Source organism: Nocardiopsis sp. Huas11 (assembly GCF_003634495.1).
In the GTDB taxonomy this organism is placed as follows: domain Bacteria; phylum Actinomycetota; class Actinomycetes; order Streptosporangiales; family Streptosporangiaceae; genus Nocardiopsis.
Map to the genome: position 1 here is coordinate 5,252,251 of NZ_RBKY01000001.1, position 23,035 is coordinate 5,275,285.

A 23,035-nucleotide genomic window follows, 5' to 3' on the forward strand; every position below is an offset into this window, starting at 1 on the left:
CAGAGGAGCCGCACGTGTTCTCCGTCACCGTCCGCGACCACCTGATGATCGCCCACAGCTTCCGCGGCGCCGTCTTCGGCCCCGCCCAGCGCCTGCACGGGGCGACGTTCGTCGTCGACGCGACCTTCCGCCGCCCCGAACTGGACGAGGACGGCATCGTCATCGACATCGGCCTGGCCACCCGCGAGCTGGGCGCGGTGGTCGCCGAGCTCAACTACCGCAACCTGGACGAGGAACCCGCCTTCGCGGGCGTGAACACCTCCACCGAGTACCTGGCCAAGGTGATCGGCGACCGGCTCGTGGACCGGATCGACGCCCCGGCGCGCGGCCTGAGCGGACTGACCGTGACCCTGAGCGAGTCGCACGTGGCCTGGGCGAGCCACGACCGCGAGCTGTGAGCGCGGTCTTCGTCGTCCCCGTGGGCGAGGCCCCCAGCGGCGGCCACGTCTACGACGAGCGGCTCGCGGGGGCGCTGGCCTCCGCCGGGCGCCCCCTGCGGACCGTGGCCGTGCCCGGCGGGTGGCCGCGCCCGGACGCCGCCGCCCGGGCGCGTCTGGACGCGGTGCTCGCCGAGCTGCCCGACGGCTCCACCGTGCTCCTGGACGGGCTGGTCGCCTGCGGTGTGCCCGAGGTGGTGGTGCCGCACACCGGGCGTCTGCGCACGGTCGTCCTGGTGCACCTGCCGCTGGCCGACGAGACCGGTCTGGCCCCCGACGCGGCCCGCGACCTGGCCGAGCGCGAGGGCCGGGTGCTGCGCGCCGCCGCGCGGGTGGTGGCCACGTCCGCGGCGGCCGCCGCGGACGTGGCCGCCCGCCACGGTGTGCACGGCGTCCACGCGGTGCCCCCGGGCGTGGACCCGGCGCCGCCCGCCCGCGGGACCGACGGAGCCTCCCACCTGCTGTGCGTGGCCTCGTTGACCCCGCGCAAGGGGCACGAGACGCTGCTGGACGCGCTCGCGCTCGTGCGCGGCCCCGCGTGGTCGTGCGAGTGCGTGGGCCCCCTCGGCGCCGCCGGCCGTGTGGCGGAGCTGCGCGCCCGGGCCGGATCGCTCCCGGTGCGCTTCGTCGGCGCGCGGACGGGGCCGGACCTGCGGGCCGCCTACGACGCCGCCGACCTCGTCGTCCTGCCCTCCAGGGCGGAGACCTACGGCATGGTCGTGACCGAGGCCCTGGCCCGCGCGGTCCCGGTCGTGGCGACGTCGGTCGGCGGTGTGCCCGAGGCGCTGGGCCGCGACCCCCACGGCCGCCGCCCCGGCCTGCTCGTCCCCCCGCAGGACCCCGCCGCGCTCGGCGACGCCCTGCGCCGGTGGCTGACCGACGCGTCGCTGCGCGAACGGCTGCGCGACGCGGCGCGCCTTCGGCGCCGGAACTTGGCAGGATGGGAGGAGGCGGCACGGGCCATGGCCGCCGTCCTGAACCGGGAGGTGGCGCGATGAGCGCAACGGACCTGCCCCCGTTCGCTCCGGAGTGGCTCGCCCTGCGCGAGGACGCCGACGCACGGGCGCGCTCGCGCGAGCCGGTCGGGCTGATCGGCGACCGGGGCCGGGTCATCGCCGACCTGGGCTGCGGGAGCGGATCGCTGGGGCGCTGGCTCGCCCCGCGCCTGCCCTCCCCGCAGCACTGGGTGCTGTTCGACCGCGACCCGCGGCTGCTCGCGATGGCCGAGCACGGCGTGCCCGGCGCCACGACCGAGACCCGGCGGTGCGACCTGGCGTCGCTGCGCGCCACCGACCTGGCCGGATGCACGCTGGTGGCGGCCTCCGCCCTGCTCGACGTCCTCACCCGCCCCGCGGTCGACGCGCTGGCCGGGGCCGTGGTCGACGCCGGCTGCCCGGCGCTGTTCTCGCTGACGGTGGCAGGCCGGGTGGAGTTGGACCCCGCCGACCCGCTCGACGGGGCGGTGGCACGCGCGTTCGACGCCCATCAGCGGCGCGCGGGGCTGCTGGGACCCGACGCCGTCGAGGCGGCGCGCGCGGCCTTCGCCGAGCGCGGAGTCGCCACCCGCACGTTCCCGAGCCCGTGGCGGCTGGGCCCCGACGAGGGAGAGCTGCTGGCGGCGTGGCTGCGCGGCTGGGTGGGCGCGGCCCAGGAGCAGGACCCCGCGCTGCCCGCGGCCGCCTACTTGGAGCGGCGGTCGGCGCAGTGCTCGCGCGGCGCCCTGTCCGCCGTCGTCCACCACACCGACCTGTGGGCCGATCCGGCCGGGGGCCCGTGATGAGGACCCGCGCGTGCTCACGAGGGGCGACCGGGGCAGCCGACCCACTTAGCACCGATCCCACCGTGCACCCCACCGTGCACCCCACCAGGGACGACCGATGAGGATCCGCGTGTGGCTGCGGGGCCTGGCGGGGGCCGCGATCCTGGCCGGGGTGGTGTGGTGGTACCCGATCGAGGTGTTCACCGACGCGTTCGCCCTGGTGGACGCGGGCGCGATCGCTCTGGCCCTGGGTGTGGGGGCGGCCACCACCGTGCTCAGCGCGGCGCGCTGGCGGGTGGTGGCCTGCGCGGTCGGTCTGCGGTTGCCGCTGGGCCGGGCGGTCGCCGACTACTACCGGGCCGTCTTCCTCAACGCGGTGCTGCCCGCCGGGGTGCTCGGGGACGTGCACCGGGCGCTGCTGCACGGGCGCTACGCCGGGGACCTGCCGCGCGGCGTGCGCGCGGTGGTGCTCGAGCGCCTGGCCGGTCAGGTGGTGCTCGCCCTGACCGCGGCCGCGCTGCTCTTCGCCCTGCCGGCCGCCCTGCTGGGGCCGGGGCTGCGCGCGGTCGGGGTGTCGGCGGGCGTGGTCGCGGTGCTGGCCGCGGGAACGGCCCTCGGCCTGGCGGCGGGACGGCGCCGCCGTCCGCGGTGGTGGCGTGCGCTGCGCGCCGCGGCGGCCGACGCCCGGTCGGGCCTGTGGTCGCACCGCGTCCAGGTGGTGGTGCTGTCGGCGGCGGCGCTGGCCGGGTACGTCGTGCTGTTCCTGGTCGCGGCGCGCCTGGCGGGCGTGACCGCTCCGTGGGCGCAGTTGGTGCCGCTGGTGGTCCTGGCGCTGCTGGCGATGAGCCTGCCGGTCAACGTCGGCGGGTGGGGGCCGCGTGAGGCCGTGGCGGGGCTGGCCTTCGGCGCGGCCGGGCTGGGCGCCGACCAGGGTGTGACGGTCTCGGTGGTCTACGGGCTGCTGGCGCTGGTGGCCGCCCTGCCCGGCGCCGTCGTGCTAGTGCTCCGCGCCGCCCAGGGCCGTGAGGTGCCCGGCGAAGGCCTGCACCAGGGCGGTGATCAGTCGACCTCCTTTGTCGGCCGTGGCCAGTGAGGGGCGGCCGACCACACCGGTGGGGGTGTAGGGCGCCAGGCCCAGGGTGGGCATGTGGTCGCGTGGCCCGGTGACGTGGTCGGCCCGGGCGGCGTCGGGGCCGACCATCTCCGGATGGGCGTGCAGCAGGACGGAGGTCTCCAGTTCGCCCGCGTGCATGTCGGTGTCGTTGTCGGTGGCCATCCCGGCGGCGGTGCGGGCGGCCTCCCATTCGTGGGCCTGGGGGAAGAGCGCCATGGCCCCGCCGGACTCCTGGACCACGTTGGCCAGGACGTGGTTGCCGCCGTGCCCGTTGACCAGGACCAGCCGCGGGGTGCCGGACCGGCGCAGGGAGTCGGCGGCGTCGGTGACCACGGCGTGCAGGGTGCGCGCGGAGATGCTGACGGTGCCGGGCCAGGCGGCGTGCTCGTGGGAGCAGGACAGGGTCAGGGGCGGCAGGAGGCGCACGGGGTGGGCGTCGGCGAGCGCGGCGGCCACGGTGCAGGCGATGACGGTGTCGGTGACCAGTGGCAGGTGGGGGCCGTGCTGTTCGAGGCTGCCGACGGGCAGCAGGGCCACCCGCGCGGCGCGCTCGCCCTCCTGCGCGGTGGTGGTCAGCGGCAGCAGGGAACGCGCGGTCCGATCGTCCATGGGGCCAGTATCGCCCGGACCGATCAGGGGGTGAAGGGCGCCTCGGCCTCGTCCAGGACCTCCTCGGCGATCTCCGCGAGGTCGCGGGCGGCCTCCTCCTCGGTCCAGGTCTGCAGGGACACCCGCAGGCAGGCGAGGAAGACGGCGACCAGGACCGCGGGGCGCACCCCCTCGGGGCGGCGCCGTTCGCCCAGGGCCCGTTCCAGGTCCCGGGCGAGTTCGGCGTGGTTGGCGAGCAGCCGGGCCAGCAGCGCGGGGTGCTTGCGGGCGAGCTTGGCACGGGCCCACCCCTCGCGGTCGGTCGGCCGGCCCCAGCGGGCGTAGACGCCGCGGGCGGCGGCACGCAGCGCGGTCCAGGCGCCCTCGTCCTCGGGCCGGTCCAGTACCGCCTGTGTGAGCGAGCGCATGTACACGTGCTCGCCGTGCAGGACGGCCTCCTCCTTGCAGGAGAAGTAGTTGGAGAAGGTCCGGCGCGAGACGTTGGCGGCCTCCGCGATGGCCTCCACCGTGACCTGCTCGTACCCGAGCTCGGCGGTCAGCCGCACGGCGGCGGCGTGCACCGCTCGCCGCGTCTCTTCCTTCTTGCGTTCCCGCAACCCACCCGCTCTGTCCACGGTGCTAGTCTACACAAAGTGCAAACATGCCCACTGTGCATCTTTGCCCAATGGGCAGAGTTTCTGGCCGGTCCCGTTCCATCCCGCACTTCCCGAGGTTCCCTTGAGCAGAACACGCCCTGCGCCCGAGACACGGACACCACCGATCATGCGCTCGCTGAGCGGGCTGCTCGCCGTGCTGGGCGTGACGATGCTCAGCGGGACGATCGTGTCGGTCGCGCTCCCCCAGATCGTGGGGTCCCTCAACGGCACGCAGTCGCAGTACACGTGGGTGGTGACCGCGACGCTGCTGGCGTCGACGGCCTCCACGCCGATCTGGGGCAAGCTGGCCGACCTGTTCGACAAGAAGCGGCTGCTCCAGCTGTCGATCGTCCTCTTCGTCGTCTCCTCGCTGCTGTGCGGCCTGGCGCAGTCGACCGAGCAGCTCATCGCCTTCCGCGCGGTGCAGGGGCTGGGCATGGGCGCGTCCCAGGTCCTGGTACAGGTGATCATCGCCTCGCTGGTCAGCCCGAAGGAGCGCGGCAAGTTCAACGGCTACATCGGCGCGATCATGGCGGTGGCCACAGTGGGCGGCCCGCTCATCGGCGGCGCCATCACCGACATCTCCTGGCTGGGCTGGCGCTGGTGCTTCCTCATCGGCGTGCCGTTCCTGGTCATCGCGTTCATCGTGATCGGCCGCACCCTGCACCTGTCCGACACCCGCCGCCCGGACACCAAGGTGGACTACGCGGGAGCGGTGCTCATCGCCTCCGGCGTCAGCCTGCTCCTGCTGTGGGTGACCTTCGTCGGCAACGACTTCGACTGGATCTCCTGGCAGTCCGGCGCCATGGTCGGGGGCACACTGGTCCTGCTCGGCCTGGCCGTGCTCGTGGAGTCCCGGGTGTCGCAGCCGGTCATCCCGCTGCACCTGGTCGTGCGGCGCGAGACGGCGACGGCCATCCTGGCCAGCGCGGCGGTCGGTATGGCGATGTTCGGCGGCGCGGTGTTCCTGGGCCAGTACTTCCAGCTCGCCCGCGGCTACTCCCCGACCCAGGCCGGGCTCCTGACCGCCCCGCTGATGCTGGGCGTCCTGGTCGCCTCCACCGTCTCGGGACGCATGGTCTCGCGCTCGGGCCGGGTCAAGTCCTACGTGGTGACCGGCATGGTCTCCCTGACCGCGGGCTTCCTGGTCCTGTCCACCATCGACGAGACCACCTCGCTGTACTTCGTGGCCGTGGGCATGGTGCTGATGGGCGCCGGGGTGGGCATGTCGATGCAGAACCTGGTGCTGGTCGTGCAGAACACCGTCCCGCTGAGCGAGCTCGGGGCGGCCAGCGGGTCCATCACCTTCTTCCGCTCCCTGGGCGGCACCATGGGCGTCTCCATCCTGGGCGCCGTGCTGGCCAACCGGGTCAGCACCGGCATCACCGACGGCCTGGCCGACGCGGGGATCGACGCCTCCGCCTCCGCCGGCAGCGGAATGCTGAACCTGGACGCCATGCCGCCGTTCGTCCGGGGGACCGTGGAGTCCGCCTACGGCTCCGCGACCGGCGACATCTTCCTGCTCGCCACGGGCATCGCGGTGGTCGGCCTCGTCGTCGCCCTGTTCCTGCCCCGGGTGCGGCTGCGCGAGAGCCTGGACCTGCCGGGCCACGAGCGGCCCGCGGAACCGGCCGCCACGGCGGACGCGAACGGCACGGCGGGACCGGCCGAAACGACCGCGCCGACCGCAAAGCCGGGAACGACCGGAGCACCCGGAACGCAGCTCCCGCCCGGCACGGACTGAGTCCGCTGGTCCACCCATGGAAGGACGCCCCCGGCATCGACCCCGGGGGCGTCCGCCGTCTGTCCCTGGTCGAGTCGCGCGTCCGACTCCCAGGTCGTCCTGACGCGCTACCGCCGCGCCCGGTCCGGCACCGCGGCGGGCACGCCCGCGGGCCCGGCCGGGGGCCGGGCCCGGAGCGGACCGTGCGTCGGTGGCAGGTCAGTTCACCGTGACGGTCAGGGGGTCGGCGAAATCCCAGGGATCGACGATCTCCACCGCGGAGATCTCGGTGCCCGCGGGCACGTCCACGACGACGTCTCCCGTGGCGGAGTTGCCGGGGTTGATGTCCGTGTAGAAGAAGTCGCCCACCAGGAAGCTCGCCGCGTGGCTGTTCCCGTCCGCGTCGATCAGGGTCACCGCTTCCTCGGCGTCGAACATCGTGGCCTCGGTCCCCTGGTTGGACACCTCCATCTGGACGACCTGGAACTCACCCTGCGGGTACTCCGTGAAATCGAACTCGTCGGTGTAGGAGGCCTGGGTCTCGATGCCCGTCACGGTGACCTCCCAGTCGCCCGTGGTCCCGGCCTCGCCCATGGCCACGGTCTCCCCCTGGGCTTCGGGCGCGGGCTCCGGCTCCGCGGGCTCGGGCGCCGGCTCCACCGGCTCCCCCTCCACCGCGTCGGGGGCCTGTTCGGCGACCGTCTCGGGGACGGTGGCGCCCTGGTCGGCCGCCACGGCCAGGAATCCGCCCACCACCAGCAGCACGAGCAGGGAGAACCCGGAGAGGACGGTCCCCCACAGGGCCATGGTCGTGCCCTTCAGGTGCCCCGCCGAGCCGCGGATCCGCACGAGCGCCAGGGCGCCGGTCACGGCTCCGACGATGGGCGGGAAGACCAGGAAGCCCAGCGGGGTGACCGAGGCGATGCCGGCCACGAGGGAGACGGTGGCCAGACCGGACGTCTCCGCCGGGACCACCGGCTGGTAGTAGCCCTGGGGCGGAAAGCCGGTGGGTGGCGTCCCCACCTCGTACGGCGGTTGCTGGTTCATCGCGATCTCCTCGGTCGGTCCCCACCGACGGCGAGCACCGGGGGCAGGGCGGGCACACGCCCGCCGTCCCGGCCGGGATCGATTCCCACCCGCGCGGCATGCGCCCCTCCACCACCAGCACATACCAGAACGTGACCCAGGTCACTAAGGCCTTCCGCCCTGGTCCTGGGGCCGTCGTCCCCGGTGGCCGGGCCCTTCGACCCTGCACGGGAGAGGGCGAAGGTCCCCTCGGGGGCGGACGGTAGCCTTCCCTCGAACCCGCCGCGGGCGGCCGTGCCGCCTGACCGACCCAGGAGGACCTTCGTGGACGCAGTGCTCTTCGACATGTTCGGTGTCATCGCCAGGGACCAGTCCGAGGAAGGGCGTTCGGCCCTGGTGGAGACGGCGGGAGCGTCGGCCGAGGACTTCTGGTCCGCCTACTGGCACCCCCGCCAGGACTACGACCGCGGCGACCTGGACGGCCCCGGCTTCTGGCGCGCGGTCGGCGAGCGCCTGGGCACCGCCTTCGACGACGCCACCGCCGCGAAACTGGTGGAACTCGACGTGCACAGCTGGTCGCTCGTGGACGAGGAGATGGTCTCGTTCGTCGGTGCGCTGGCCGCCGACGGCGTGAAACTGGGGCTGCTGTCCAACATCCCGTTCGAGAACGCCGACTACTTCGAACGGCACCACACGCGCGTGCTGGACCTGTTCGAGGTGCTGGGCCTGTCGTGCCGGCTGAACCTCGCCAAGCCCGAGGCCGCGGCCTACCAGTGGTGCCTGGACGGCCTGGGGGTGCCGCCCGAGAAGGTGCTGTTCGTCGACGACCGGCAGCACAACGTGGACGCCGCGATGGCACTGGGCCTACAGGGACACGTGTTCACCTCGCGCGCCGCCCTCCAGGAGCGCCTCGGCCGCCACTGACCCGCCGCCGGGCCGGATGTGGCTCGGAGGCCCAGGAAGCCCGAGGAATCCCTGGGCCAGGGCCCGGGGAACCCGTCGGCCCATAGGCCGGTACGAACTCGGCGCCTGTGACCTGTACCGATGCGCACCATCGGGCGTACTGTGGCGGTAAGTTCCTCGTGCCCGGGCTCAACGGGCGTCCGGGCCAGGCCGGTTCTCGCCCTGGAGGTGGACGCCGTGTCCACACCAACCCGCAACAGGTTCCGAGCGGCCGTCATGATCATCGCACCGGTGGTCCTGCTGGCCGCCTTCCTCTACCACCCGTTCACCGCGGGCGCCGCCGCCCCGGCCCCGGAGGCCGTCGCGGAGGCCGCCGAGGCCGACACCACCCGCTGGGCCGCGGCGCACCTGCTGACCCTCGGAGCGTTCGCCCTGGCCGCCCTCGCCTTCCAGGCCCTGCGCGGGCGGCTGAGGGAGGCGGGCGAGCAGCGCTGGAGTTCGTGGGGCCTGCCGTTGGTCATCGTGGGCTTCGTGCTCTTGGCCGGGCTGCCCGCGATCGAGATGACCATCGCGGGCGCGATCGACACCGGCGTCGACTCCGTGGCGCTGATCGAGGCCGTCGGCCCGTGGTTCATGACCCTGTTCATCGGCGGTTCCGTGGCCTTCGTGCTGGGGACCCTGGCGTTCGCCATGGGTGTGGCCCGCGCCGGGATCATGGGTCCCGGCCCGACGGCGCTGACGTCGATCGCACTGGTCGTGACGGCACTGGCGCTGGCGGCTCCGCCGTTCTGGGCCTTCTACGTGATGGCCGTCGCCGCGATCGTGGCGTTCTGGCCGGTGGGGTGGTCGACCCTGCGCGCCGGGACGCGGCCCGGCGCGGCGACCGGGGAAGGCGTGCGGGCCTCGGCCCCGCGTCCGCGTTCCGCCGAGGACCAGGGCGGCCGGCTGCGGGGCTTCGGCCGGCGCCGCTCGCACACGTCCCACTGATCCCGGCTCCGCGCCGGGGGCCGGCGGCCCGTCCGCCGGCCCCCGGGCGAGCGCACCGGCCCGTGGCGCACGGACCACCGGAGCCCCTTCAGGCCCGCGGATCCTGGCGTTCGGCGGCCTCGGCGACACGTTTGACCGCCGCCAGGCGCCGGTCCCAGTCGACCGCGAGCGCGGCCATCCACCGGGCCGTCGCGTCGAGCGCGGCGGGCCGGACCGTGTAGCGCACCTCGCGTCCGACCCGGCGTCCGGTGACCAGCCCGGCCTCGTCGAGGACGGACAGGTGCTTGACCACCGCCTGCCGGGTGACCGGCAGTCGTTCGGCCAGGGCCGTCGCACTGGCCTCGCCGCGGGCGGCGAGCAGGTCGAGCAGTCGGCGCCGTGTGGGGTCGGCCAGGGCGGCCAGGACGCCGTCGGCCTCCTCCCCCGCGGCGTGTCCTGCCCCGGTCACCGCGCAGTCTGCTCGGCGCGCTTCCTGAACCTCTCGAACGCGTCGGGCCAGCCCACGGTGTTGTCCTTCACGGCCTGGTCGCGCAGTTCCTGGGTTCCGGCCAGCGAGGCGAAGCCGCTCTCGACCACGCGCAGCCGTGTCTGGTCGCCCTCGGCGGTCAGCGTGAACTCCACGAGCGTGCTGTTGTCCGCGCGCAGCTCCTCGCCCGGAAAGGCGCTGGCCCAGCGGTAGGCCAGGTAGGCGGGCGGGTCGACCTTCTCCACCCGGACCGGAAACTCGCCGTACTCGGCGCTGCGGGCCACGAAGGTCTCGCCCTCCCTGGCCGCGGGGTCGGCCGCGACCTCCGGGTCGCTGACCCAGAACCCCGGCTGGGCCACCAGCGGCCACACGCGCTCCAGCGGCGCCGCGATCAGGGTGTCGCGCTCGACTCGGTCCTCACTCATGGACATCTCCTTCGTCGCTCCAGTAAGTGCAACTACAGGGTTGCATATAGGGAATCCAGAAGCAACCCTCCAGTTGCACTTCGGTCGGGAACCCGCCCCGCACCCTCCAGGGCCGCCGCCCGGACGGCGCGCCACCGACATCGTCGACAGAGCGCCCGCCGACCACGAGACTTCACAGAGTCACCGAACGCACACGGAAAGAAGGTTGTTCGCGATGCCGTGGTCCCGGCGCGTTCCGTTGGCGGTACTGGTCCCGGTCGTGCTGGCGCCGCTCACCGGTTGCCCCTCCCCCGACCGACCAGCCGAACCCGCCTCCCCGACACCGTCCGCGCAGGCCACTCGGCCCGCCGAACCGCCCCCTCCTCTTCGGGCGGACACGGAGTTCACACGGTTGGAGCAGGAGTTCGACGCCCGGCTCGGCGTCTACGCGCTCGACACCGGCACGGACCAGGCGGTCGAGTTCCAGGCCGACGAGCGCTTCGCCTACTGCTCCACCTTCAAGGTCCTGGCCTTCGGCGCCGTGCTCGACCGGACACCCGTGGAGGAACTCGACCGGGTCGTCACCTTCTCCGAAGCAGACCTGGTCTTCCACTCCCCCATCACCCAGGAGCACGTGTCCAGTGGAATGACACTGCACGAGGCCGGCGACGCCGCGCTGCGTCACAGCGACAACACCGCCTCCAACCTGCTCCTCAAGGAACTCGGCGGCCCGGAGGCGCTGGACGCCGCCCTGGAGGAGATCGGCGACGACGTCACCAGCGTGGACCGGACCGCGCCGGAGATGGCGGAGGCGGTCCCCGGCGACGGACGTGACACCAGCACCCCGCGCGCGATGGCCACCAGCCTGCGGGAGTTCGCCCTGGGCGACGTCCTATCCGAGGACGAGCGCGACATCCTCGTCGGCATGATGCGCGCCAACACCACCGGGGAGGAGCTGATCCGCGCCGGAGTCCCCGAGGGCTGGGAGGTCGGGGACAAGACCGGCGCGTGCGGCTACGGCACCCGGCACGACATCGGTGTGGCGTGGCCGCCGGAGGGCGACCCGATCGTCCTGGCGGTCATGTCGGGCCGCGACGAGGCGGGCGCGGGGTACGACGACGCCCTCGTCGCGCAGGCCACGCGGGTGGCGGTCGAGGCTCTCGCCCCGTAGTCCCACGGCGACCGGCCCCGCGAACCGCCACCGGCCGACGGACCACCACCGGGCCCGCGTGGCGCCGCCGGGCCGCTCTCCCGGTGCTGCGGACCCGTCGTGGGCGCGCACGTCGCCGCGCCGGGCACGGCAGCGCCGGGCAGGGGCGGCCCACGGTCGTGGTGGGCCCCTCACGGGCGCCTGGCGAACTCCGGGGCGTGCTCGGGGCGCACGCCCACACCGATGACGTAGGCGGGCACGACACCCAGCTGGGGGAACCGCTTGACCAGGGCGGTCATCGCCTCGGGCGGCCCGGTCCGCCTGCGTTCCAGCACGGGTGCGATCACGTTCCGGTGCATGAGTCGCTGCACGCCCTGCACAAGGACGGTCGCCGGCCAGCGGCGCCGACGCACCCGTGCCAGGTCGCGAACGCTGGGGTGTCCCCCGCGCAGCGGCGCGGCCAGGATCTCGGCCGCGGCGACCGCGTCCTGCACGGCCAGGTTGATGCCCACGCCTCCCGCCGGAGACATGGAGTGCGCGGCGTCGCCGATGCACAACAGTCCCGGCAGGTGCCAGTGGTACAGCCGGTCGAGGCGCACGTCGAGGAACTTCACGTCGTCCATCGAGGTGAGTGCGTCGACCCGGTCGGCCAGCGCGGGAAGGCACTCCGCCAGCCGTTCCTGGAACCGGCCGACGCCTTGCGCCCTGCGTTCGGCATCGGACCCCTTGGGGATCAGGAAGGCGATCTGGTAGTAGCCCTCGCGTGGGATGACCACGGCCATGTGACCGGGCGCGGCACCGGCTCCGAGCGCCTCGATGCCGTCGTCGGGGCGCCGGGGCAGCCGCAGCCACCAGGCGTCGAAGGGCACCTTCGTCTCGTGCGGTCTCAGCCCGGAGGCGGCACGCACCGTGGACCCGCGCCCGTCCGCCCCCACGGTCAGGTCGGCGCGCAGCTCCTTCTCCCCTCCCCCGCCGTCGCGGTCCCGGTATCGGACGCCGGTGACCACGCCGCCTCGTCGGGTCAGCCCGGTGACCTCGGTGTTCATCCGCAGGGTGAAGTGCGGTTCCTGCTCGGCCGCCTCGGCCAACAGGTTGAGCAGGTCCCACTGCGGCACCATCGCGATGTAGGGGTAGGGGGCCCGGAGCCGTGTGAGGTCGGCGAAGACCACCCGGTCCCCGTGGACGTCGGGCAGGGCGACCTCGTCCACCCTGCTGTGCGGCAGGGCCGCGAAGCGCTCGCCCAGACCGAGTTCGTCCAGGAGCCGCAGGGTGCTCGGGTGCACGGTGTCGCCGCGGAAGTCGCGGAGGAAGTCGCCGTGCTTCTCCAGCACGGTCACGTCGACCCCGCCACGCGCCAGAAGCAGGCCCAGCACCATTCCGGCCGGACCGCCGCCGGCGATCACGCATGTCGTGTGTTCGGTCATGGTCGCCTCCGGCTCCCATGATCGGCCGGTGGAGGCATGCGGTGCAATGCCCCTGTGCCCGTGTCGGTGTGATGGCCCCCAGCGGCGGCCCGCCGCCGGGCGACCGGGCTCGGGCGGACGCGGGCAGGCCGGAAAGCAGGAGTGCCCCGCCGGTCTCGGCGGGGCACTCCTGTGCCGTGAAGTCTCACCTCCACACCCTGAACACTGGGTTCTGGGCCCTGAAGCCCTGAGCCTGGGTTCTAGGCTCTGGGCCCCAGATCTTGGAACCCAGCCCGTGGGCTCTACGCCCTGGGTTCTAGCCCCAGAGGCGGGCCTCGGCGGCGGCCCACGGACCCGTGGGGCCCGTCGGGGTGTACCGGCGGGTCTCGGTCGAGGCGGCGACGATCCGGCGCAGCGCCGCGAGGTCGCCCTCCACCGCGCCGACCGCGCGGGCCTGCACCAGCAGGTTGCCGATCGCCGCGCCCTCCGTGGGGCCCGCCACGACCGGCAGGCCGGTCGCGTCGGCGGTCAGTTGGCACAGCAGGGTGTTGTGCGCTCCCCCGCCGACCACGTGCACGACGTCGATGTCCCGACCACTGAGCTCGGCGGCCTGGCGCACCGCGCGGCGATAGGCCAGGGCCAGCGAGTCGATGACGCACCGGGCCAGCTCGGCGTCGTCGGCCGGCGGGCGCTGCCCGGTCTCGGCCGCCAGCTCCGCCACACGCGCGGGCATGTCGCCCGGCGGCAGGAAGCGCGCGTCGTCCACGTCCACCACGCACGACAGGGCGGGCACCGCGCCCGCGCGGCGCAGCAGGTCCGCGAGGTCGACCTCCCGGCCCTGCTCACGCCAGGTGCGCAGGGACTCCTGCAGCACCCACAGCCCCATGACGTTGCGCAGGTAGCGCACGGTGCCGTCCACGCCGAGCTCGTTGGTGAAGTTGGCGGCCCGGCCGCGCTCGGTGCGCACCGGAGCGTCCAGCTCCACCCCGACCAGGGACCACGTCCCGCACGAGACGTAGGCGAAGTTCGGCGTCTGGGCCGGAACCGCGACCACCGCCGAGGCGGTGTCGTGCGAGCCCACCGCGACCAGCGGCGCGCCCGCGGCGGCGCCCACCGACTCCCGCCGGCTCAGCGGTCCCACGACCGTGCCCGGTTCGACCAGGCGCGAGGTCAGGCCGCGGACCGGCACCGCGAACGGGCCCTCCAGCACGTCCAGGCACTCCTTGGCCCAGGTCCGGGTGCGGGCGTCGACCAGCCCCGTGGTGGAGGCGTTGGTCAGCTCCCACACCCGCTCCCCCGTCAGCCAGTAGCCCAGCAGGTCGGGGACGAGCAGCGCGTCGTGGGCCAGCGACAGGTCGGCGTCGCCGGCCGCGGCGGCCAGCTGGAAGACCGTGTTGAACTGCTGGACCTGCAACCCGTTGACCGCGTACATCCGGTCCGCGGGCAGGTGCTCGAACACCTTCTGCGGAGCGCCGGTGGTCCGGGCGTCGCGGTAGTGCACCGGGTTGCCCAGGAGCCCGCCGTCGCCGTCCAGGAGGCCGTAGTCGACCGCCCAGGAGTCGATGCCCACCGAGGCCAGTCCGCCGTGCGCCTCGGCGGCCGTGCGCAGTCCCTCCAGGACGCCCTTGTACAGGGACAGGATGTCCCAGTACAGGGTGTCGCGCCCCCCGCGGGGGACCGCGACGGCTCCGTTGGGGAAGCGGGCGACCTCCTCGGTGTGCAGGCGCCCGCCCTCCAGGCGGCCGGTGATGACCCGGCCGCTGGAGGCGCCGAGGTCGACCGCGGCGTGGACGGAGTGCGCGGCGCTCATCGCAGGAAGGCGGCTGCGACGCCGGCGTCGACGGGAATGTGCAGGCCGGTGGTGTGCGAGAGCTCCCCGGCGGTCAGCGCGAACACGGCGTTGGCGACGTGCTCGGGCAGGACCTCGCGGCCCAGGATGGTGCGCTTGGCGTAGAACGCGCCCAGCTCCTCCTCGGGGACCCCGTAGACCTTGGCCCGCTGGGCGCCCCAGCCGCCGGCGAAGATCCCGGAGCCGCGCACGACGCCGTCGGGGTTGACGCCGTTGACGCGGATGCCCTCCGAACCCAGCTCGGCGGCCAGCAGGCGCACCTGGTGGGCCTGGTCGGCCTTGACCGAGGAGTAGGCGATGTTGTTGGGTCCGGCGAACACCGCGTTCTTGGAGGCGATGTAGACGATGTCCCCGCCCAGGCCCTGGGCGGTCATCAGCCGGGCGGCCTCGCGGGAGACGAGGAAGGAGCCCTTGGCCATGACGTCGTGCTGCAGGTCCCAGTCGCGCTCGGTGGTCTCCAGCAGCGGCTTGGAGATCGACAGTCCGGCGTTGTTGACGACCAGGTCCACCCCGCCGAAGGCCAGGGAGGCCTCCTTGAAGGCGGCGGCGACGGCGGAGGCGTCGCTGACGTCGCAGGCCAGGCCCACGGCGACGTCGCTGGACCCGAGGTCGGCGGCGGCCTCGACGGCCTTGTCGGCGTCCAGGTCGGCGACCACCACGCACGCGCCCTCGGCGGCCAGGCGGGTCGCGATGGCCTTGCCGATGCCGCTGGCGGCGCCGGTCACCAGGGCGACGCGGGTGGCCAGGGGCTTGGGCTTGGGCATCCGGGCGAGCTTGGCCTCCTCCAGGGCCCAGTACTCGATGCGGAACTTCTCCGACTCCTCGATGGGCCGGTAGGTGGAGACCGCCTCGGCGCCGCGCATGACGTTGATGGCGTTGACGTAGAACTCGCCCGCCACGCGCGCGGTCTTGGCGTCCTTGCCGAAGGAGAACATGCCCACCCCGGGCACCAGCACGATGGCCGGGTCGGCGCCGCGCATGGCGGGGCTGTCGGGGGTCGCGTGGCGCTCGTAGTAGGCGCGGTACTCGGCGCGGTACTCCTCGTGGAGCTCGCGCAGCCGGGTGACGGCGTCCTCCAGCGGCGCGTCGGCCGGCAGGTCCAGGACCATCGGACGCACCTTGGTGCGCAGGAAGTGGTCCGGGCAGGAGGTGCCCAGGGCGGCCAGGCGGGGGTGCTCGGCGGCGGCGAGGAAGTCCAGGACCACGTCGCTGTCGGTGAAGCGGCCGACCTGCGGGTGGTCGGTGGAGGCCAGGCCGCGGATGACCGGGGCCAGGGCGGCGGCGCGCTCGCGGCGCTGCTCCTCGGGCAGGGCGCCGTAGCCCTCCAGCGCGGGGCCGAAGGGCTCGGGGCGGCCGTGCTCGGCGAGGAAGGCCTCGGCGGTGCGGATGATCTCCAGGGAGTTGGCCTGGCACTGCTCGCTGGTGTCGGCCCAGGCGGTGATGCCGTGGCCGCCCAGGATCGCGCCGATGGCCTGCGGGTTCTCCTCGGCGATCTTGGCGATGTCCAGGCCGAGCTGGAAGCCGGGTCGGCGCCAGGGCAGCCACACGACGCGGTCGCCGAAGCACTCGCGGGTGAGCTTCTCGCCGTCGGCCGCGGTGGCCAGGGCGATGCCGGAGTCGGGGTGCAGGTGGTCCACGTGCGCGCTGCGCACGAGCCCGTGCATGGCGGTATCGATGGAGGGTGCCGCGCCGCCCTTGCCGAAGAGGCAGTGGTCGAAGGCGGCGACCATCTCGTCCTCGCGCTCCTCGCCGGGGTAGACGTCCACGAGCGCGTGGAGCCGGTCCAGGCGGAGCACGGCCAGGCCGTCCTCGGCCAGGGTGCCCAGGTCGCCGCCGGAGCCCTTGACCCACAGCAGTTCGACGGGCTGCCCGGTGACGGGGTCGGTCCGGGTACCGGCGGCGGAGGTGTTGCCTCCGGCGAAGTTGGTGTTGCGCGGGTCGGCGCCCAGGGTGTTGCTGCGCTTGATGAGGTCGTCGATGACGGAGTCGGCCATGGTGGTCTCCTGGTCGGTCTCGGCTGTGCGGTGGGGGCGGGACTCGCTCACGCGCCCCACCCGGCCTGGGTGCCGCCCTTGCGCTCGTCGATGACGCGCTCCATGTAGCCGGAGGCGGCGTGGGCGGCCATGGGGTCGGCGGCCAGGCCCATGTCCTCGCGCAGTTCGGCGAGCATGGGGCGCACGTCGGTGTTGAAGGCGTCCATCATGACGGCGTTGGCGGCCAGGACGTCGCCCTCGGCCTGGGCCGCGGCCAGGGCGTCGGCGTCCACGAGCAGGGCCTTGGCGGTGGCCTCCTGCACGTTCATGACCGAACGGATCTGGCCGGCGATCTTCGGCTCGATGTTGTGGCACTGGTCGAGCATGAAGGCCACCTCGGTGTCGGTGGCCAGGGCGCCGCCGCGGGCGACCTCGTACATGATGCGGAAGAGCTGGAAGGGGTCGGCGGCGCCGACCATGAGGTCGTCGTCGGCGTAGAAGCGGGAGTTGAAGTCGAAGGCGCCCAGGCGGCCCGCGCGCAGCAGGAAGGCGACGATGAACTCGATGTTGGTGTGCGCGGCGTGGTGGCCGGTGTCGACGCAGACCACGGCCTTCTCACCGAGTTCGAGGCAGTGCGCGAAGGCGGTGCCCCAGTCGGGGACGTCCGTGGCGTAGAAGGCCGGTTCGAAGAGCTTGTACTCCAGCAGGATCCGCTGGCCGGGGCCGAGCCGGCCGTAGACCTCGGACAGGGCCTCGGCCAGGCGGTCCTGGCGGGCGCGCAGGTCGTCCTGGCCGGGGTAGTTGGTGCCGTCGGAGAACCACAGCTTGAGGTCGCGGGAGCCGGTGGCGTCCATGACGTCGACGCAGTCCAGCAGGTGGTCGGTGGCCTTGCGGCGGATCTTGGGGTCGGGGTTGGTGACGCTGCCGAGCTTGTAGTCGTCGTCCTGGAAGACGTTGGAGTTGATGGTGCCGATGCCGATGCCCAGGTCGCGGGCGTGGGCGGCGAGCGCGGAGTAGTCGTCGACCCGGTCCCAGGGGATGTGCAGGGCGACGGTGGGGGCCACGCCGGTGAGGCGGTGGACCTCGGCGGAGTCGGCGATCTTCTCCCAGGGGTCGCGGGGCACGCCCGGCTGGCCGAACACCTTGAAGCGGGTGCCGGAGTTCCCGAACGCCCAGGAGGGGAGCTCGATGTGCTGGCGTCGGAGGACGTCCAGGACGTCCGCGCGGCTGTCGGTGGAGGGTGCCACGGTGGGGCTCCGTTCGGGTGGTGGTCGGCGTGCCGTGAGGTGTACCGGCGGGTCGGGCAAGCCGATTGAATCGTTTCAGTACAACTTCGCAGAAGTTATCGTCGTGCGTCCCGACCTGTCAATATCCCCTCACCTGGCTAGGAAGCACTTCGCCTGGTGATGAGCTTGAAACGTTTTACCTAATCGTCGTCACCGACCGGGGCACAGAGTCAGGGGTCACACGCCGGGCGCACCGGTCCCACCCGCGCCCCGCGGTGTGGAATCGTTCCGGTCACAGGGGCCGGAACGGCCCGCGGGCGAGGCGGAGGACGGATCCGATGGCACACGACGAGGCGACCACGAGCCCCTCTCCCCCGCCCCTGTCCGGGCCGCCGCCGCTGACGCAGGCGTGGCGCGACGCGGTCTTCGTCCACTGGCGGGTCGACCCGGACCAGGTGGCGCCGCTGTTGCCCGCCCACACACGTCCCGATGTCCTGGACGGCACGGCCCACGTGGGCCTGGTCGCCTTCCGGGCGCGCTCGACCACGGCCCTCGCAGCGGTGCCGCTCGGCGGATTCAACGAGGTCAACGTACGCGTGTACTCGGTGGACCGGCGGGGCCGCCAGGGCGTGGTCTTCCTGTCCATGGACGCCGACGCGCCGCACATCGTCATGGCGGCCCGGCTCCTGACCGGCCTGCCCTACACGTGGTCGGACGTGTCCCTGCACGCCACCGCCGACGGGGTGCGCGCGGGCGCGGTGCGGCGCCGCGCTCCCGGGCGCGGTACCAGGGGCCACTGGCGGGTGGCGGTGGAGGACCCCATCACGGCGCCCTCGCCGATGGAGCACTTCCTCACCGCGCGCTGGGGCCTGCACACCGCGCACCTGGGAGCGACCCAGTGGCTCCGCGTGACCCACGAGCCCTGGCCGCTGTACCGGGCCCGACTGCTGGAGTACCGGGGCGACCTACTGGAGGCCGTCGGGCTGTCCGTCACCGACCCGCAGCCGGTGTCCGTGCTGTGGTCGCCCGGGGTGACCGCGGGACTGCGCCCCACCCTGGCCGTGGCCCGGTAGCGGACGGCCGGTCCGGTGCACCGGTGGCCCGGGACCGGGATCGACACCGGGCCCCGTAGGGAGGCGCGAAGCCCGGCAAGGCCGCAGCCTCCCGCGTTCGACCACATGGGCGGGCGGCGGCGCGCGGGGCCGGGGCTCACATCCAGGCGGTGCGCGGAGGGCCCGGGGCTCACATCCAGGCGGCGCGCGGGCCCGGGGCTCACATCCAGGCGGCGCGCAGGTGGTCGCGCAGGGCGCGGGCGACCCGGGCCATGAGGGCCTCCGCGCCCGGCTGGCTGTAGGCGGGCACGCGCGAGGCCGTCATGACCGCGACGGCGAAGGCCTGCCCGTCGGCGTGCTCGACCACCCCCATCTCGTGGCGCAGATGGAGCAGGGTGCCGGTCTTGGACGACCACTGGGAGGCGTCGGAGCTGAAGTCGGGCGCCAACCGGTGCCGCAGGACGTTCCCGGCCATGAGCTCGCGCACGCGCTCCGCGACCTGCGGCGTGATCGCGGACGGGGTCCACAGCGCCTGGAGCAGGTCGACGAAGGCGCGCGCCGTCCCGGAGTTGGCCCGGGTGATGTCCAGCTGCGGGATCCGGTGGCCCCGACCGGGTGTCCCCGCGCCGATGGCCAGGACGTGGGCCAGGTCGACCTCGGCGGGCGAGAGGCGGTCGGCGGGCGTCTGGTTGAGCTCGCCCATGGTGTGCCGGACGGTGATCCCGCCCAGCCCGGCCGCGCGCAGCACCGCCGCGACCTCGGCCGGCGGTGTGAGATCGAACAGCGCGTCGGCGGCCGAGCCGTCGCTGAGGGCCGTGCTCATGTACAGCAGGTCGTCCACGGCGATCCTGGCCGGATGCCGGAACCGGGTCAGCCCGATGGGGCCCGGCGTGGTGACCCCGCCGGGCTGCACCAGGACCGGCGCGGCCCCGTCGATCTCGCCGCGGTGCACGCGTTCCAGAACGGCGACGGCCAACGGGATCTTCACCAGGGAGGCCGAGGGCAGTTCCAGGTCCGGTTCGATGCCGATCTCCTCGCCGCTGTTCAGGTCCCGGACCAGGAACGATCCGTCCAACCCGCCGGCGTCGAGCTCCTCGCGCAACTCCCTGAGCAGGGCCTGGGGGCTCACCGCGCCACCTCTTCCGTCTCCAGGGCGCCCAGGCAGCGGCCGAGGGAAGCGCGCAGCGCACCGCGCAGGGTCTCGGCGTCACCACCGTCGTCGGCCGACACGTCATAGCCGCGTTCCAGCCGGATCTCGCCGGTGGGACGCCAGTGCAGGCCCAGCTCCGCGGCCTGGCGGCGCGAGCACAGCAGCAGGTCGGCCGACGCCAGCACCTCGGCGGCGGCGGAGGCGAGGGAGGCGGCGACGGCGACCTGTCCGGGCCGCAGACCGACCGCGTCGCGGATCCGGGTCAGCGGGTCGCGGATGTGGGGCACGTCGTCCTCGGGCTGGATCCACACCCGGCGCGCCCCCGAGGGCGGATCGGTGCGGCCCACCCGCAGGGTCTCGACGTAGGCGACCGCCATCGCGGGTTCGGCCGCGGCCGCCACCCCCAGCGGCACCGACCACGTGGCGTCGCCCGACGGCACGGCGGTGACGGCGGCGCGGACCTCGCGTGAGCGCAGCAGGTGGACGCGCTCGCCCGGCGCGGCCGGGCGCGGGTCCAGGCGCAGCCCCTCCCGACGGCCCTGCGCGGCCAGCAGCGCGAGCTCACGGGTGGGGCACACCTCCGGCACGGCCAACCCGAAGGGCGCCTGGCGGGCCCGCTGCGCGTCGTGCTCCATCGACTCGGCCAGGTCGACCAGGCGGCGGGCCGAGGGCAGCATGTCGCGGCCGAAGCGCGTGAGCGTGGCCCGGCGCGAGGTGCGGTCGAACAGGCGGGCGCCCAAGTGCTTCTCCAAGGCGGCGACGCGTCGGCTGGCCACCGGTTGCGGAATGCGCGCCGCGGCGGCCCCCAGGGTGAAGCTGCCGCGGTCGCTCACGTAGACGAAGGCCCGACAGGCTCCGACGAGGTCCATGCACCACACACTATGTCGAAAGCGCATGAGAATGCTCATTCGTGTCTTCGACAGCATGAACGAGGTCCGTAAGACTGCTGAGCGTCACCGATCGAATCCGGACGGGGAGTCCCACCATGCGTGTACCCATGACCCGACACAAGGCCCTGGCGGCACTGGCCGCCGCGGCCCTGATGCCGCTGGCCGCCTGTTCGACGCCCGGGGCGGCGGAGGGAACCGACGCCTCCGACTCGCCCTCGAACTCGGCCGTGGCGGACGCCGAGGCCGACTTCGCGCTTCTGGAGGAGGAGTTCGACGCCACGCTCGGCGTCTACGCGCTCGACACCGGCAGCGGCGAGGCCGTCGAGTACCGCGCCGACGAACGGTTCGGCTACGCCTCGACCTTCAAGGTCGCGCTCTTCGGAGCCCTGCTCGAACAGACCACACCGGAGGAGATGGAGAAGGTCGTCACCATCTCCGAAGACGACCTGGTCAACTGGAACCCGGTCACCGAAGAGCGCGTCGGCGACGACATGTCCCTGCTCGAACTGGGCGACGCCGCGCTGCGCTACAGCGACAACGCCGCGACCAACCTGCTGCTGGAGGAGCTCGGCGGCCCGGAGGCCCTGGACGCTGCGCTGGAGGAGATCGGCGACGACGTCACCAGCGTCGACCGGATCGAGCCCGAACTGAACGAGGGCACCCCGGGCGACGAGCGCGACACCAGCACCCCGCGCGCCATGGCCACCACCCTGGAGGCCTTCACCCTGGGCGACGTCCTGCCCGAGGAGGAGAGCGACCTGCTCGTGGAGATGATGCGGGGCAACACCACTGGGGACGACCTGATCCGCGCCGGTGTACCCGAGGACTGGGAAGTCGGCGACCGGACCGGCGCGGGCGGCTACGGCATCCGCAACGCCATCGCCGTGGCGTGGCCGCCGGAGGGCGACCCAATCGTCCTGGCGGTCATGTCCAGCCGTGACCAGGAGGACGCCGAGTACGACGACGCCCTCATCGCCCAGGCCGCCGAGGTCGTGGTCGACGCCCTGGCCTAACCTGGGACCGGTCCCGGCCGCCGACGGCGCGCCGGGTCCGGTCATGTCCGGATATCCCAGAGTTCGAGGAACAGCGTGCGCATCTCCACCCTGACAGCGACGGCCTTCCGTGCGGTGGCCGCCTTCGAGGCCCTCACCTGGGCCGGGCTCCTGATCGGCATGGGCTTCAAGTACCTGATCAACGGCAGCGAGCTCGGCGTGCACATCTTCGGGCCGATCCACGGCGGGGCGTTCGTCGTCTACGTGCTGCTGACCCTGTTCGCGGGGTTCCGGCTGCGCTGGGGCGTGTGGCCCACCCTGCTGGCGCTGGCCGCCTCCATCCCCCCGATGTGCACCCTGGTCGCCGACTGGTGGCTGCACCGCACCGGCCGCCTGACGCCGCCGGAGCGGCGCGAGAGAGCCGAGCGCGCCCCCGAGACGGTCGCCTGACCCCTTCCCGGCCCGGGTCGAGGGCCGGTGCGCGTCGATGTCGGGGCACGGGCAGGGGTGCGCGCGGCGGACGACCTGGCTTCGCGGGCCGGGCTCGCCGCCCGCGACAATCTCTAGGCCCCGGCCAACGCCACCTACCCCCACGAAGCCGGCATTGAGACGAGTCCCGACTGGCAGGCGAACCCGCGGACAACGATCAGCTGTGCGACCCGGGGACGGGGAGGCGAGTCCTCACAACGTCGGAGGGCAAAGGACTGGCCGTGGTGCCAGACCAGGCCGGGTGGTGACCGGCCAGGCCCTCACCCCGACGCACCCTGCTCCGCGACGTGCGTCTCGCCATCCCACGGGCCACCGGAGAACCCCGCCCGCCCTCGGATCACGCCTCCCACCGCAGGCCACACACCATCACGGGAAACTCCGCACCGTCCGCATCCGTCCCGCCGAACCGGTCCCCGTCCACCAACCCCATGTCCGCGGCCTCCCCCACGTCCAGGAGCACCACTAGGCGCCCTCCGAAAGCGGCGACGGCCCGGTCCTGGGCGGCCTCGTCCTCGACCAGCACGGTGTCCCACCCAACCAGGTGCGCGCCCTCGGGGACTTCCGGCGTGCGGGCCACCAGGTCCACCCACCAGGCAGTGAGGCGGGCTCGGGCCCTGATGGGGGCGAGGTCGATATCAGCCGTCAGCATGCGTATGAGGCGCTCTTCGAAAGTCACCGGCCCTCCGAGGGGGCTATCCCGCGCGGGCCACATCAGCGAACGCGACGGTCACACGCCCATACCCTTCGCCCCGAGCACGTACACGCACCCGTGACATATCGCCCCGTCCACACCAGCGA

Annotated in this window: 23 protein-coding genes; 11 read left to right on the top strand and 12 right to left on the bottom strand. The window is 73.6% G+C overall.

Translation table 11 applies throughout. From position 1 onward, the window contains the following. The first annotated feature begins 14 nt into the window (after positions 1–14). The 4 genes from DFP74_RS23745 (at position 15) to DFP74_RS23760 (ending at position 3,289) form a co-directional block, all read left to right on the top strand. Positions 15–398, top strand: a complete 384-nt coding sequence (locus DFP74_RS23745; RefSeq protein ID WP_121184883.1) for a 6-carboxytetrahydropterin synthase — start codon at positions 15–17, stop codon at positions 396–398. Continuing rightward, positions 395–1,435, top strand: coding sequence for a glycosyltransferase family 4 protein (locus tag DFP74_RS23750; RefSeq protein WP_121184885.1), 1,041 nt, complete (start codon positions 395–397; stop codon positions 1,433–1,435). Before DFP74_RS23745 ends, DFP74_RS23750 begins: the two co-directional genes overlap by 4 nt. Further along, the gene (locus DFP74_RS23755) at positions 1,432–2,214 is read left to right on the top strand and encodes a class I SAM-dependent methyltransferase (RefSeq protein ID WP_121184887.1); all 783 of its coding nucleotides are present in this window, start codon (positions 1,432–1,434) and stop codon (positions 2,212–2,214) included. The genes DFP74_RS23750 and DFP74_RS23755 overlap by 4 nt, the downstream gene beginning before the upstream one ends. A 100-nt stretch (positions 2,215–2,314) precedes the next feature. Continuing rightward, positions 2,315–3,289 (top strand): lysylphosphatidylglycerol synthase transmembrane domain-containing protein, encoded by a 975-nt coding sequence (locus DFP74_RS23760; RefSeq protein ID WP_121184889.1) that lies wholly within the window; start codon positions 2,315–2,317, stop codon positions 3,287–3,289. On the opposite strand, the gene DFP74_RS23765 is transcribed toward DFP74_RS23760, so the two are convergent. Together DFP74_RS23765 and DFP74_RS23770 are read right to left on the bottom strand one after the other, a co-directional pair. Continuing rightward, the gene (locus tag DFP74_RS23765; RefSeq protein ID WP_121184891.1) at positions 3,194–3,919 is read right to left on the bottom strand and encodes a creatininase family protein; all 726 of its coding nucleotides are present in this window, start codon (positions 3,917–3,919) and stop codon (positions 3,194–3,196) included. The two genes, DFP74_RS23760 and DFP74_RS23765, sit on opposite strands and share 96 nt — an antisense overlap. 23 nt (positions 3,920–3,942) lie before the next feature. Continuing rightward, on the bottom strand, positions 3,943–4,533 hold the full coding sequence (locus DFP74_RS23770) for a TetR/AcrR family transcriptional regulator (protein ID WP_121184893.1): 591 nt from the start codon (positions 4,531–4,533) through the stop codon (positions 3,943–3,945). 148 nt (positions 4,534–4,681) lie between these two features. Between DFP74_RS23770 and DFP74_RS23775 the strand changes: the two genes are divergently transcribed. Next, a complete protein-coding gene (locus tag DFP74_RS23775) occupies positions 4,682–6,298 on the top strand; it encodes an MDR family MFS transporter (RefSeq protein ID WP_121184895.1) in 1,617 nt (538 codons plus the stop codon). Positions 6,299–6,496: 198 nt separating this feature from the next. On the opposite strand, the gene DFP74_RS23780 is transcribed toward DFP74_RS23775, so the two are convergent. Further along, complete coding sequence (locus tag DFP74_RS23780) at positions 6,497–7,324, bottom strand: DUF4190 domain-containing protein (protein WP_158613044.1); 828 nt, start codon at positions 7,322–7,324, stop codon at positions 6,497–6,499. A gap of 303 nt (positions 7,325–7,627) precedes the next feature. Between DFP74_RS23780 and DFP74_RS23785 the strand changes: the two genes are divergently transcribed. Together DFP74_RS23785 and DFP74_RS23790 are read left to right on the top strand one after the other, a co-directional pair. Then, the gene (locus tag DFP74_RS23785; RefSeq protein ID WP_121184899.1) at positions 7,628–8,227 is read left to right on the top strand and encodes an HAD family phosphatase; all 600 of its coding nucleotides are present in this window, start codon (positions 7,628–7,630) and stop codon (positions 8,225–8,227) included. A gap of 216 nt (positions 8,228–8,443) precedes the next feature. After that, positions 8,444–9,193: a hypothetical protein gene (locus DFP74_RS23790; RefSeq protein WP_121188473.1), complete on the top strand. Its 750-nt coding sequence runs from the start codon at positions 8,444–8,446 to the stop codon at positions 9,191–9,193. 88 nt (positions 9,194–9,281) lie between these two features. On the opposite strand, the gene DFP74_RS23795 is transcribed toward DFP74_RS23790, so the two are convergent. Together DFP74_RS23795 and DFP74_RS23800 are read right to left on the bottom strand one after the other, a co-directional pair. Next, positions 9,282–9,641, bottom strand: coding sequence for a helix-turn-helix transcriptional regulator (locus tag DFP74_RS23795; protein ID WP_121184901.1), 360 nt, complete (start codon positions 9,639–9,641; stop codon positions 9,282–9,284). Beyond that, complete coding sequence (locus DFP74_RS23800; protein WP_121184903.1) at positions 9,638–10,084, bottom strand: SRPBCC domain-containing protein; 447 nt, start codon at positions 10,082–10,084, stop codon at positions 9,638–9,640. The genes DFP74_RS23795 and DFP74_RS23800 overlap by 4 nt, the downstream gene beginning before the upstream one ends. 214 nt (positions 10,085–10,298) lie before the next feature. Between DFP74_RS23800 and bla (DFP74_RS23805) the strand changes: the two genes are divergently transcribed. Next, a complete protein-coding gene (bla, locus tag DFP74_RS23805) occupies positions 10,299–11,234 on the top strand; it encodes a class A beta-lactamase (RefSeq protein ID WP_121188474.1) in 936 nt (311 codons plus the stop codon). A gap of 170 nt (positions 11,235–11,404) precedes the next feature. Here the strand turns inward: bla (DFP74_RS23805) and DFP74_RS23810 are convergent, their stop codons facing one another. From DFP74_RS23810 to rhaI, 4 genes are all read right to left on the bottom strand, one after another. Then, positions 11,405–12,637 (bottom strand): FAD-dependent oxidoreductase, encoded by a 1,233-nt coding sequence (locus DFP74_RS23810; RefSeq protein ID WP_121184905.1) that lies wholly within the window; start codon positions 12,635–12,637, stop codon positions 11,405–11,407. Between the two features lie 295 nt (positions 12,638–12,932). Further along, on the bottom strand, positions 12,933–14,426 hold the full coding sequence (locus DFP74_RS23815) for a rhamnulokinase family protein (protein ID WP_121184907.1): 1,494 nt from the start codon (positions 14,424–14,426) through the stop codon (positions 12,933–12,935). Then, the gene (locus tag DFP74_RS23820; protein ID WP_121188475.1) at positions 14,423–16,459 is read right to left on the bottom strand and encodes a bifunctional aldolase/short-chain dehydrogenase; all 2,037 of its coding nucleotides are present in this window, start codon (positions 16,457–16,459) and stop codon (positions 14,423–14,425) included. The genes DFP74_RS23815 and DFP74_RS23820 overlap by 4 nt, the downstream gene beginning before the upstream one ends. A 47-nt stretch (positions 16,460–16,506) precedes the next feature. Further along, entirely contained in the window at positions 16,507–17,685 is a 1,179-nt protein-coding gene (gene rhaI, locus DFP74_RS23825) for an L-rhamnose isomerase (RefSeq protein WP_121184909.1), read from the bottom strand. A 317-nt stretch (positions 17,686–18,002) separates the two neighbouring features. On the opposite strand from rhaI, the gene DFP74_RS23830 reads away from it, so the two are divergent. Continuing rightward, the gene (locus DFP74_RS23830; protein ID WP_121184911.1) at positions 18,003–18,737 is read left to right on the top strand and encodes a YqjF family protein; all 735 of its coding nucleotides are present in this window, start codon (positions 18,003–18,005) and stop codon (positions 18,735–18,737) included. A gap of 199 nt (positions 18,738–18,936) precedes the next feature. Here the strand turns inward: DFP74_RS23830 and DFP74_RS23835 are convergent, their stop codons facing one another. Together DFP74_RS23835 and DFP74_RS23840 are read right to left on the bottom strand one after the other, a co-directional pair. Continuing rightward, positions 18,937–19,845, bottom strand: coding sequence for a serine hydrolase (locus DFP74_RS23835; RefSeq protein WP_121184913.1), 909 nt, complete (start codon positions 19,843–19,845; stop codon positions 18,937–18,939). Then, positions 19,842–20,735 (bottom strand): LysR family transcriptional regulator, encoded by an 894-nt coding sequence (locus DFP74_RS23840; RefSeq protein ID WP_199725766.1) that lies wholly within the window; start codon positions 20,733–20,735, stop codon positions 19,842–19,844. The genes DFP74_RS23835 and DFP74_RS23840 overlap by 4 nt, the downstream gene beginning before the upstream one ends. Positions 20,736–20,851: 116 nt before the next feature. On the opposite strand from DFP74_RS23840, the gene bla (DFP74_RS23845) reads away from it, so the two are divergent. After that, entirely contained in the window at positions 20,852–21,769 is a 918-nt protein-coding gene (bla, locus tag DFP74_RS23845) for a class A beta-lactamase (RefSeq protein WP_121184917.1), read from the top strand. Between the two features lie 75 nt (positions 21,770–21,844). After that, complete coding sequence (locus tag DFP74_RS23850; protein WP_121184919.1) at positions 21,845–22,198, top strand: DUF3817 domain-containing protein; 354 nt, start codon at positions 21,845–21,847, stop codon at positions 22,196–22,198. Positions 22,199–22,574: 376 nt separating this feature from the next. Here the strand turns inward: DFP74_RS23850 and DFP74_RS23855 are convergent, their stop codons facing one another. Next, complete coding sequence (locus tag DFP74_RS23855) at positions 22,575–22,886, bottom strand: hypothetical protein (protein WP_147453906.1); 312 nt, start codon at positions 22,884–22,886, stop codon at positions 22,575–22,577. Between the last annotated feature and the right edge of the window lie 149 nt (positions 22,887–23,035).